Annotated in this window: 8 protein-coding genes; 2 read left to right on the top strand and 6 right to left on the bottom strand. The window is 71.2% G+C overall.

Going from position 1 to position 10,853, the window contains the following annotated elements; translation table 11 throughout:
* Both VFZ20_RS20340 and VFZ20_RS20345 read right to left on the bottom strand, forming a co-directional pair.
* On the bottom strand, positions 1-1,884 hold a 1,884-nt coding region (locus tag VFZ20_RS20340), incomplete at its 3' end, for a TonB-dependent receptor (RefSeq protein WP_329685772.1).
* An 806-nt stretch (positions 1,885-2,690) separates the two neighbouring features.
* Positions 2,691-3,656, bottom strand: coding sequence for a hypothetical protein (locus VFZ20_RS20345; RefSeq protein ID WP_329685773.1), 966 nt, complete (start codon positions 3,654-3,656; stop codon positions 2,691-2,693).
* A gap of 269 nt (positions 3,657-3,925) precedes the next feature.
* On the opposite strand from VFZ20_RS20345, the gene VFZ20_RS20350 reads away from it, so the two are divergent.
* The gene (locus VFZ20_RS20350; protein WP_329685774.1) at positions 3,926-4,399 is read left to right on the top strand and encodes a Ser-Thr-rich GPI-anchored membrane family protein; all 474 of its coding nucleotides are present in this window, start codon (positions 3,926-3,928) and stop codon (positions 4,397-4,399) included.
* Between the two features lie 474 nt (positions 4,400-4,873).
* Here the strand turns inward: VFZ20_RS20350 and serA are convergent, their stop codons facing one another.
* From serA to VFZ20_RS20370, 4 genes are all read right to left on the bottom strand, one after another.
* Positions 4,874-6,478 carry a phosphoglycerate dehydrogenase gene (gene serA / locus VFZ20_RS20355; protein WP_329685775.1) on the bottom strand — a complete coding sequence of 535 codons (1,605 nt, stop codon included), beginning with the start codon at positions 6,476-6,478 and terminating at the stop codon, positions 4,874-4,876.
* Positions 6,475-7,599 (bottom strand): alanine--glyoxylate aminotransferase family protein, encoded by a 1,125-nt coding sequence (locus VFZ20_RS20360; RefSeq protein WP_329685776.1) that lies wholly within the window; start codon positions 7,597-7,599, stop codon positions 6,475-6,477. The genes serA and VFZ20_RS20360 overlap by 4 nt, the downstream gene beginning before the upstream one ends.
* Positions 7,600-7,843: 244 nt before the next feature.
* On the bottom strand, positions 7,844-8,551 hold the full coding sequence (locus VFZ20_RS20365) for an HAD-IB family phosphatase (protein ID WP_329685777.1): 708 nt from the start codon (positions 8,549-8,551) through the stop codon (positions 7,844-7,846).
* 373 nt (positions 8,552-8,924) lie between these two features.
* Complete coding sequence (locus tag VFZ20_RS20370; protein ID WP_329685778.1) at positions 8,925-10,289, bottom strand: GAF domain-containing sensor histidine kinase; 1,365 nt, start codon at positions 10,287-10,289, stop codon at positions 8,925-8,927.
* A gap of 107 nt (positions 10,290-10,396) precedes the next feature.
* Here VFZ20_RS20370 and VFZ20_RS20375 point away from each other — a divergent pair, with 107 nt between their 5' ends.
* On the top strand, positions 10,397-10,684 hold the full coding sequence (locus VFZ20_RS20375) for an HU family DNA-binding protein (RefSeq protein WP_329685779.1): 288 nt from the start codon (positions 10,397-10,399) through the stop codon (positions 10,682-10,684).
* The last annotated feature ends 169 nt before the right edge of the window (positions 10,685-10,853 follow it).

Raw genomic sequence — 10,853 nt, forward strand, 5'->3', positions numbered from 1 at the left:
CAGCACGCCCACGGCCAGCGGCAGCAGCGTGGACGAGTTGGCACCCAGCAGCTGCCCCGGCCCGCCCAGGCCGTTGGGCGTAAAGGGCGACCGCACCTGGTAGTTGCCGTTCTCGTCGCGGAACGAGAAGCCGTTCTCGCCCGTGCCCTGGATGCGCAGGCTGTACCCCAGCCCGGCCAGCTGCGCGTTGGGCAGCGAGCTGCCCAGGTCCAGGAACTGGTTCAGCGAGCTGGGCGTGGTGAAGGCGCGGTTGTACGCCACGCGCAGGGCCTGCCCCTCGCGCGGCTTGAAGACGAGCGCCGCGCGGGGCGAGAACACCGGGTCCGGCAGGGCCGAGTGCAGGTCCACGCGCCCGGCCAGCACCAGGTCCAGCCGCGGGCTGATGGCCGTCTCCGACTGCAGGTACGCGCCGTACTCCTCCGTCTTGTCGTTGTTCTCGTACCACCCGTTGATGGTGCCGTCCGTCTGCGGGTTGGTAAAGAGCGCGTCGGCGCCGTAGGTGAAGTTCTGCCGCCCGCCCCACGTGGCAAAGCCGTGCTGCAGCTGGCCCACCAGCAGCTGCGAGCGGTCCACGATGGGCGCGCCGTTGCGCAGCAGGTAGGTGTCGCCCGCGTTGCTGGAGTTGAGGTAGACCTGGGCGAACAGGCGGTTCCACGTGGTCCGCGCCTGCACGTAGCTGCTGCGCCAGTCCTTGACCTGGCTGGCGCCCAGCCCCGTGAGCTCGATGCCGTTCATGGCGTCGGTCATGCCCGCGGAGAGCACCGTCGTGAGGCCGGGGGTGATGCGCCAGTCCAGCCGCGCCTCGCCGCCCCAGCGCCGCAGCTCGAAGTCGCGCTCGCCGATGCGGCGGATGCGGCCTACGGAGGCCACGCTGTCGATGCCCGTGGCCCGCGCCAGGTCACGCCGGGCGAACTGCGCGGCCGCGAGCTGCGCCGGGGTGCAGTCCTGGCCGGGGATGGCGCACCGAAAGCGCGCCTGCTCGGCCGTCTCGGCGGGGTCCAGGAAGCGGAACTCCGTGGCCTGCAGGTACAGCCCGCTCACCTTGAAGCCCAGGTCCGGCGTGATCAGGTGGCTCGTGCGAAACTCGCCCTGCAGCAGGTCCTGGCTGCCGCCGCTGAACGACACCGTGGTCCCCTGGTCGTCCAGGGGGCTCTTGGTGATGATGTGCAGGATGCCGTTGGCCGTGTTGGGCCCGTACAGCGCCGCGCCCGGCCCCAGCACCACCTCCATCCGCGCCACGTCCTCGCTGTTGCTGGGGATGAAGTGCAGGTAGTTCACCCGCAGCGAGGGCACGCCCGCGATGCGGTTGTCCGTGAGCGCGTGCAGCGAGCCGGAGAAGATGTTGTTGAAGCCGCGCGCCACCACGTTGGTGGACTGGATGCCCGTCTGCGCCACGTCCACGCCCGGCACGTCGCGCACGTGCTCCACCAGCGTGGTCACGGGGCGCGCCTCGATCTGCGCCTCGCTCACCACCTCGGTGCGGGCGGGCGCCTCCGTGGCCTTTTCCGGCCGCTTGGAGGCGGAGACGACGAGCGGGTCCAGCCGCACGTTGCCGTAGGCCACCTGCGCGTCCACGCGGGCCGTGTCGCCGGCGCGCACGGTGGCGTCCAGGCGCCGCACGCCCACGTCGGTGCTGGAGATGACGATGGCGTACTGTCCCGGCGCCAGGTTGGTGATACGGTAGCTGCCGTCGGAGCCGGTGGTGGCGGTGCCGGCCACGCGGCCGTCGGCGGCCACGGCCTCCACGTGCACGCCGGGCAGGCCGGTGCCGCTGGCCACGTCGCGGATGGCGCCCGACACGGCGCCCGTCTGCTGGGCGGCGGCGGGGACGGCGAACAGCAAGGAGAACAGCAACAGCAGGGTACGGACGGCGGAACGCCGCATGGGTTCCTCACGGCTCGGGGGATGGGAGGGCGGCGCGGCGGAGATGCCGCCCCGCGGTACCACGACCTTTCGAGTCAGCGACGGACGGACCTGCGACTGCGGCGCGCCCGGCGCGGGAGCGCGGGGCACGGACGTGCCTGGGTGTGGGTCTCGGGGGGAGGTGGAGCCCGGTTGGGTGCGTGAATTCTGCTCAGTGTACGGTGCCGCGGCTTGCGGATGCAAGGCTTTTGGAGAAAGGAAGTGCAAAATCCCGTTCGCCGCGGGTGGATGCGCGCCCGTTTTGGCCCGGCGGATGTGCTACGATCCTTGTCGGCAGATGCTGTGCGGGAGGGTTCGCGCCCGACCTGGATCCTCACAGCAGATCCCGGACGGGGATGGAGTCGTTCGTCACCCGTGCTGTCATTCTGGGGAAGGCGCCGTCTGGATCCATCCGCGTGCTGGATGGCGCCGCCCGAAGAATCGGGTCGCCGGAGTGCGGGATCTCGCCCGTGCGCTGAGTTGCTCTCGGGGCGGGCGCGCACGGGCGGGATCGTGCCGGGTTGCAACCCGATTCTTCGATCGGAAGGCGCCCACGACTCCGCGCGAAGGAATGGACCGAGCAGGGCGCCTTCCTCGCTCAGAATGACAGCACGGGTGAGACACAGCGATACACCCGTCTCGAATCCGCTATGAGCGCCTGTCGGCGGATGCCGCACGCCTCGGACCGGCATCAGCACGGCGGAGCCGCGGGAGGGACCGATCGCACGAGCCCCCGCCTGGATCGCTCCGGACGGGGGCTCGTGTCGTCGTCGAGACAAGCGGACGGATTACTTGCGCCGTTTGCCGTTCTTGCGCTGGGACTTGGGGCCCCTGCCACCGGGACGCGATGCGCCGCTGCCGGCCACGCTCGCATCGCCCGCCGGCTCGTCGGACTCGTCGCCCAGCTCCGCCTCATCCGGCGCGCCGTCCGCCTGCGCCACCGCGACCGCATCGGCCGAATCCGCCGTCTCGGTGGACTCGGCATCCAACACCGCGACGGACTCGGCCGACGAATCCGCATCCGCCGAGGCGACCGCGATGGAATCCGGCTCGGACACGAACGCCGCCGGCTCCGCATCCACCGCAGTCGACGCGGCGGGCTCCGCATCCGCAGGCGCGACGGGTTCGGCCGGGTCCGCATCCGCCGAGGCGAGCGAGGCGGGCTGCACGGCGGCCGCCTGCGCGCTGACGGCGACGGGCGCGGGCGCCGGCGTGCTCGCGGGCGGCTCGGCGGCGGGGCGCGACGGCTGGGTGGGCGGAACGACGCCCTCGCGCTCCTTGCGGACGAGCTCCACCTCTTCCGGCGTCCATTCCTTGAGGCGGTCCACCTCGGCGCGGATCTCGGAGTAGGGCGAGCGCAGCACCTGCGTGCGTCGCTCGCGGGCGGCGAATGCGGCGCCGCGGGCCTCGTCCCAGCGGCCGGCGTCGACGTACGCGTGGATCAGCGTCTCGTACGCCAGCGGGTGCGGGTACGTGCGCAGCATCTGCTGCAGGCGCGGGATGGCGTCCACGCGGGCCTGCCGCGTGGTGAGGTCCATCTCGCGCAGCTCCTCGGCCACGTCCTCGCGCCGGCGCAGCAGGTCCTGCAGCTCGCCGGGATAGGTGGTCTGATCGAACTCGCCCAGGGCGTGCAGCGTGGGTGCCTCGCGCCCAAAGATCGCGCTGATGATGGAGCCGGATGGCGCGCGGTCCTCTTCCTCCCCGTCGTCCGCCTGCTCCGCCCGCTTTTTTCTCAACCAGTGCCGGATGCCCATGCGTCCCTGTTCCGTCCGTGAAATCCGCCCTCATCGTTTCCGCGCGCGCCAGTCGGCAAGAGGCGCGCCGGGGGAAAGGAGTGCGAAAGTGCGAAAGTGCGGGAGTGCGAAAGGAACTTCGCACACGGGCTGCACTCCGCGCGAGGAGCTGAGTGTGGACGCTTCCATCAGCAGGGTGGAATATTCTTGATTGTTGTGTCGGGAAACGTTACTTAGATGATGCGGTCCTCGCGGGATCTCCCATCAATCTCCTTCCAGGAATGGCGACGATGAAGATCAATCGGAGTTCGGGATGGCGGCTGGCGGCGCTGGGCGTTGCGCTGGGGATGGTGCTCGCCGTGTCGCAACGTGCGCTGGCGAGCGAGGACGGCGCGTTCTCGTTCACGGTGACGTCGCCGGGCACGGGCTACCAGCTGGTGGCGGGCTCCACGGTGCCGGTAACGTGGACGAGCACGTCGGGCGTGGGCAACGTGAACCTCTCGCTGGTGGACGTGAATCTGTGGGCGGTGGTGGCCACGCTCAACAACACGCCGGACGACGGCTCCGAGAACTTCACCATCCCCTCCACGCTGCCCACGGGGCAGTACCTGTTCTACGTGGAGAACGTGGGCGTGACGGAGTGGGCGTACGGCGAGACGTTCGACATCCTGGCGTGCGGCTCCCAGGCGCTGCGCCAGGCCCCGCGCTCCGGCGACCGCAGCCGCCCCATCTCCTCCGAGCGCCGCGCCCCCTCGCAGAACTGAGCGCGGCAGGCGCGGAGGCGGAGGCAGCGAAGTCGGATCTGCGCGGCATGGCAGGCATCGCGCGGACGCCCCCTCCGCTCGCTTATACCGGATCCGGAAAAGCAGTTGTTTCCTGAGGGGCCCTCATGGAACCCGACCGCGCCGGATGCGTGCGCCCCGAAGGATCTTCCCGACTTGGCAGGGACCCAGTCCAGCGGCGAAGTCCCTGCCCCGCGAAGGAGATCCTTCGGTCGCGCCCGTAGCATTGTGAGCGGCGAGTTCTGCGAGGGCGCTCCCTCAGGAAATCAATTCCGATGCGCAGTGTTCACGCGGATTCGCGCGGTTCATCCCGCGACGCGCGGAGCCCCGTCCCGGAAATCCGGGACGGGGCTCCGTTTCATCCATCACGAATCGCGGTTGCAGGCTGTCCCCTGTAACCTGTCCCCCGTAACCCGCAGTTCACTTTCGCACTTTCGCACTTTCGCACTTCAGTCCCTACTCCATGTCCACCTGCCGCACGTCCAGGATCTCCGGCAGCGCGGCCAGCCGCTCGATGACCTCGGCGGGGATGCGGCTGTCGACGGAGACGGCGGCCAGCGCCTCGCCACCCACCTGCAGGCGCGCCTGGTGGTACTCGGCGATGTTGACGGACGCCTCACCCAGCAGCGTGCCCACCCGGCCGATGACGCCCGGCACGTCGCGGTTGCGCAGCACCAGCAGCACGCCGCGCGGCGCCACGTCCACGCGAAACGCGCCGATGCGCACGATGCGGCCGTGCGTCTCGCCCAGCAGCGCGCCGCCCACGCGAATGCTGCGCTCGCCGCCCTCCAGCCGCAGCTCGATCTCCTCGCCCAGCTCGCCGCGGCCCTCCACGCGCGTGGACGCCGTCTCGATGCCACGCTCCGCCGCCACGTGCTGCGCGTTCACCAGGTTGATGGCGCGGCGCTCCACCACGTCGCGCAGGGCCCCCTGCAGCGCGGACAGCAGCAGCGGCCGGGGCGCCTCGCCGCGCGGGCCCGTGTAGCGCACCTCCAGCGACGTGAGCGCGCCCGGCACCAGCGCGCGCCCCAGCCGGCCCAGCCGGTCCGCCAGCAGCAGCAGGGGACGCAGCTCGCGCATCCCCGCGCCGCCCACGCCCGCCGCGTTGATGGCGGCCGACAGGTCGCCCGTCACCAGCGCGTCGCGCACGGCCTCGCACGCCTCCACGGCCACGTTGCGCTGCGCGTCGCGCGTGGACGCGCCCAGGTGCGGCGTCAGCACGAGGTTGGGCACGGTGCGCAGCGGATGGTCCGCCGGCAGCGGCTCCACGTCGAATACGTCCAGCGCCGCGCCGCCGATGCGCCCGCTCCGCAGCGCGTCCACCAGCGCGTCCTCCACGACCACGCCGCCGCGGGCCAGGTTCAGCACGAAGGCCTGGCGGGGAAGCCGCGACAGCTCCGGCGCGCCGATCATCCCCGTCGTCTCGGGGGTGAGCGGCACGTGCACCGTCAGCACGTCCGCGCGGTCCAGGGCATCGTTCAGCCGGTCCGCGCGCTCGATCCCCAGCTCCTCGAACCGCCCGGGGCCGATGTACGGATCGTAGCCGATGACGTGCATCCCGAACGCCCGCGCCCGCCGCGCCATCTCGCCGCCGATACGCCCCACGCCGATGATGCTCATCGTCTTTCCCCGCAGCTCCGTGCCGCCCAGCTTCGAACGGTCCCAGCGGCCGGAGTGCATGCTGTCCCACGCCGCCGGCAGGTTGCGCGCGAGGCCGATGAGCACGCCGAACGCCAGTTCCGCCACGGACACGGTGTTGCCGCCCGGCGCGTTGATGACGGCCACGCCCAGCTGCGTGGCCGTGGGGATGTCGACGTTGTCCACGCCCACGCCCGCCCGGCCGATGACCTTGAGGCGCTCGCCGGCCTGCAGGAACTCCTTGCTCACGCGCGTGGCGCTGCGGCCCACGAACGCGTCGTACTCGCCGATCTCCTCCAGCACCTCCGGCGCCGGGCGGGTGGGCTTCTCCACGACGATGATGTCGGGGTGCGCGCGCAGGATGGCGACGCCCTCGGGGTCCACCTCGTCCGTCACCAGGACGCGAAAACGGCCATCCGTCATCCCAGCACCTCCTCCAGCGTCGCCAGCAGCGCCTCCAGCTCGTCCACGGTGTGCTCTCCCATGTGCCCGATTCGGAATGTGGTGTCCTTGAGCGATCCGTAGCCCGTGCCCAGCGTCCAGCCGCGCTTCGTCATCCCCTTGCAGATCTCCGTCGCGGGCAGGGCGCCGTTGACGGCGATGGTCGTCACCGTCGGCGAGCGGCGGCCCGGCGGGGCGAAGAGGGACAGCCCCCAGCGCGAACCTTGTTCCTCCACCCAGCGCCACGTGCGCTCGGCCATGGCCCAGTGCCGGGCCGCGCGCGCCTCCACGCCTTCGGCCGCGATGCGCTCTGCCTGCGCGGCCAGGGCGTACAGCAGGGAGACGGCGGGCGTGTTGGGCGTCTGGTGCTTGCGCCAGTACACGTCAAACTCGATGAGGTCGAAGTACTGGCCCCGGCCGCTGATGGTCCTGGCCCGCTCCATCATCCGCTCCGACGCCGTGCCGAACGCCAGCCCCGGCGGCAGGGCCATGGCCTTCTGCGAGCCCGTCAGGAGGAAGTCCAGCCCCCACGTCCGCGCCTCCACGAGCATGCCGCCCACGCTCGTGACGCCGTCCACGAGCAGCAGGATCTCCTCGCCCGTCTCCGTCTCGGCGCGGCGCACGGCCTCGGCGATCTCCGTGAGGGGATCCAGGACGCCCGTGGACGTCTCGGAGTGGACGATCGTGACGGCGTCGAAGCCGCCCGCGCGCAGGCGGTTGAACACCTCGTCGGGCGTGTGCGCGTGGCCCGCGGGCACGTCGTAGCGCTCGCCCTCGCGGCCGCAGTCCGTCACCAGCGCCGCGAACCGCTCGCTGAACGCGCCGTTGACGAGCGACAGCGCGCGGCGCCGCACGCCGTTGCGGATGGCGCCTTCCATGAGCCCCGTGGCGGACGAGCTGGCCACGTACACGGGCCGCGTGGTGCGAAACAGGTCGCGCAGCACGGGATCCACGGCCGCCAGCAGCCCCGACAGCTCGGGCCCGCGGTGGCCGATGACGGGCGCCGTCATGGCGTGCAGCACGTCCGGGTGCACCTCCGTGGGCCCCGGCAGAAAGAACCGGCCAAAGTCCGTGGGCGCGGGGCGGGGGAGCGTATCGGTCACGATGGATCTCGGTTGATGGATGTCGTGCATCGTCGTTCGGCGGCGGCATCGACTCGGGATGGCCGATGTCGAGAGCAGCAGCGGAGTTCTCGCGGATCGCGGAGCGCCCCCCATCCCCGACCCTTCCCCCATGAACAGAATGGGGGAAGGGAGAACTTCATCTCGGGAAGGAGACCGCTCGTCGGCAGCGACCCGCCCCTCCCTCGGCCTCTCCTCGCTCGTTCATCGCGGAGAGGGGAGAAGGTCAGCGCGTTTCGCCGGCTTCCGCCAGGAGGCCGGCCCACGGCGAATCCGCCAGGCGCGCGCGGTCCTCGGCGGAGCAGGCGAGCGCCAGGATGGGGGCCAGGCTGCGCTCGCGCACCACGTAGTCCGCGCCGGCCACCACCACCGCGCGCTCGATGACGCCCGCGAACGCCGCGAAGGCATCCACCGCCGGACGCGCCTCCAGGTCCGTGGCTCCGTCGCCCACGAGCAGCGAGGGGCGCGGCAGGTTCCACGCCCGCACCGCCAACGCCTTGCCGCCGCCGCGCGCCAGCAGCGAGTCCGTCTCGAACCCCGCGTACTCGTCGTCCGCGTCGAACGAGATGCCGACGGCCGCCACGTCGTCCGCCGTGAGCCCCAGCGCCTCCGCGACGGCGACGACGGCCGGGAGCAGGCCGCCGGAGAGGATGCGGACCGTCTTGCCCAGCCAGCGCAGCGCGGCCACGGTCTCGCGGGCGTGCGGCACCAGCGTGCGCACGTACTCCCGCGCGACGGCGTCCAACTGCGCGCGCGTGGGGCGGATGATGTCCATGCGGCGGCCGTAGACCTCCTCGAGCGGCACGGCGCCGTCCATGGCAAGATCCGTCAGTTTTTGAATCTCGTCGCGAAACGGTCCGGAAAGCTCGTCGATTCCTTCCACCGCCACAAGGGTGGAGTCGCAGTCGAAGACGACGGATGCGAAGCCGCTCATGGCTCTGTGTTCAGGTCCGTAAATCGGCATCCGCCGCGTGAAGCCGCGGCGGATGCGTGACGGTGCGCAAATGAGCCCCGCTCGGCAACGGGCAGGAGTCGTCTTATCAATCTATCGCCCGCCGCCCTCCTGGCGAGGCTGTCGCTCAACGGGGCGGAGCCCAGGCCGGAGCGAATGAATTCGCCGCTGGAACTTCGCGAAGTCCGCCTCCGCGGACTGCCCCAGCGAGGGACGGCGGGTGCACTGTGGCCGCTCTCATCCCACGACGCAGTTCTCCCCCTCCCCCGCGAAGCGGGGGCAGGGGGTCGGGGGGAGGGGGCCCTCCGCGGGCGAGAGACACCTTGCCACGCGGCACGCACCCCGAGCCCTCCGCCTACGGCACCAGCACGGGCGCGAAGCCGGCGGGGAGGGACAGGGTGAAGGTGGAGCCCTGGCCGGGGCGCGAGCGCACCGTCACGTCGCCACCCAGGCGCCGCGCCAGCTGCCGCGAGAGCGCCAAGCCCATCCCCGTGCCGCCGTACCGCCGCGTGGCGCTGCCGTCCACCTGCCGAAACGGGTCGAACACGGCCTCCAGGTCGCCCTCCGAGATGCCGATCCCCGTGTCTTCCACCTCCCACACGACGGAGTTGCGCACGTCGCCGCCGGCGCGGGCCTCGGGCGTCCACGGGGAGCCGGCGCTCACGCGGACGCGCACCGTCACGCTTCCCCGCGGCGTGAACTTGACGGCGTTGCCCACCAGCTGGCGAAGGATGCGTACCACCTGGCTGGCGTCCGTCCGCACGGGGACGGCGGCGTCGGGGGCCATCGTCCGCACGTCCACGCCCGGCGCGGCCTGCAGCCCCGACATGGCCGCGCGGGCCAGGGCCACGGCGTCGCACGTCTCCGGCCGCACCTCCAGCCGTCCCAGCTGCAGGTTGGCCAGCGAGAGCAGGTCGTCGATGAGCCCCATGAGGGTGGTGGCGCTGGCCTCCACCTTTTCCACGCTGGCCGCCTGGTCGGACGTGAGGGGCCCCTCGTGCCCTTCGCGCAGCAGGTAGGTGAAGCCCATGATGGCCGTGAGCGGCGTGCGCAGCTCGTGGCTCACGTTGGCCAGGAACTCGTTCTTGAGCCGCCGCGCCTCTTCCGCCTCGCGAAAGCGGGCCTCCAGCTCCACGTTCTGCTCGCGCAGCTGCACGTTGGCGCGCTGCAGGTCCTCGATGAGGTGCGCCTTCTCGGCCGTGGCGCTCAGCTGGTCGGCCACCAGGCGCAGGAGCGAGCGGTCGGCCTCGTCCAGGCGGTCCGTGCGGGCGAAGTAGAAGGTGAGCGCGCCCTCCGGCCGCTGCCCCAGGACGATGGGGAGGGAAACGGATGATGCAAAGCCCAGCTCCTGCGCCGCGTCCCACCAGTCGGCCAGGGACGGGTCGCGAAAGACGTCGTACACTTCCACGAACTGGTTGCCCTGGACGGCCCGGCCGGTGGGGCCCAGGCCCACGCGAACCCGCATGTCTCCAAGAAAAGCGCGGTATTCCTTGGGCCAGTTCCAGGCTGCCACCAGGCGCAGGACGTCGTCGGACTCGCGCAGGTACACGCAGCCGAACGCGGCGCCCACGACGGGCGCAACTCGTTCCAGGGCAAGCCGATACACCTCGTCGGGCGAGCGGGCCGTGAGGAACGCGTGGGCGATCTCGCGGGCCGCCTGCAGCTCGCGGAGGGCGGTCTCGTGGGCGGGAATCGGCGTGGCTGCTGGAAAATCGTGCACGGCAACTCTCTTGACGAGTGCGGAGGGTACACCTACTCTACGGTGCGAACGGCGCCGCCGTTTGGGTTTTGCACATCCACACCCCCTCTACGACAGGAGCTTCCTTCGTGAACAAGGCTGAACTGGTTTCCGCGTTGTCGAGCGCCACTGACATGAGCCGTGCCGAGGCTACGCGCGCGGTCGACGCCCTTTTCGGCGTCGAGAACGGCATCATCGCCACGGCGCTTCGCAACGGGGACAAGGTGCAGATCACGGGGTTCGGCAGCTTCGAGACCAAGAAGCGCGAGGCGCGCAAGGGCCGCAACCCGCGGACCGGCAAGGAGATCAACATCGCCGCGTCCACCAGCGCCGCCTTCCGCATCGGCAAGCGGCTGAAGGACGCCCTGGGCGCCTGAGCCAGCCGTTCCGTTCATCTTCGCGGGGAGCCACGGTGTTCGCACCGTGGCTCCCCGCTTTTTGTACTGGGTGCGGATCGGATTCGTCCCGTCTGACGTGGATCACGCACGGGGGGGCGCCCCCCATCCCCGACCCTTCCCCCACAAACGGCGTGGGGGAAGGGAGAAC

This window comes from Longimicrobium sp. (genome assembly GCF_036280135.1).
Classification (GTDB): domain Bacteria; phylum Gemmatimonadota; class Gemmatimonadetes; order Longimicrobiales; family Longimicrobiaceae; genus Longimicrobium.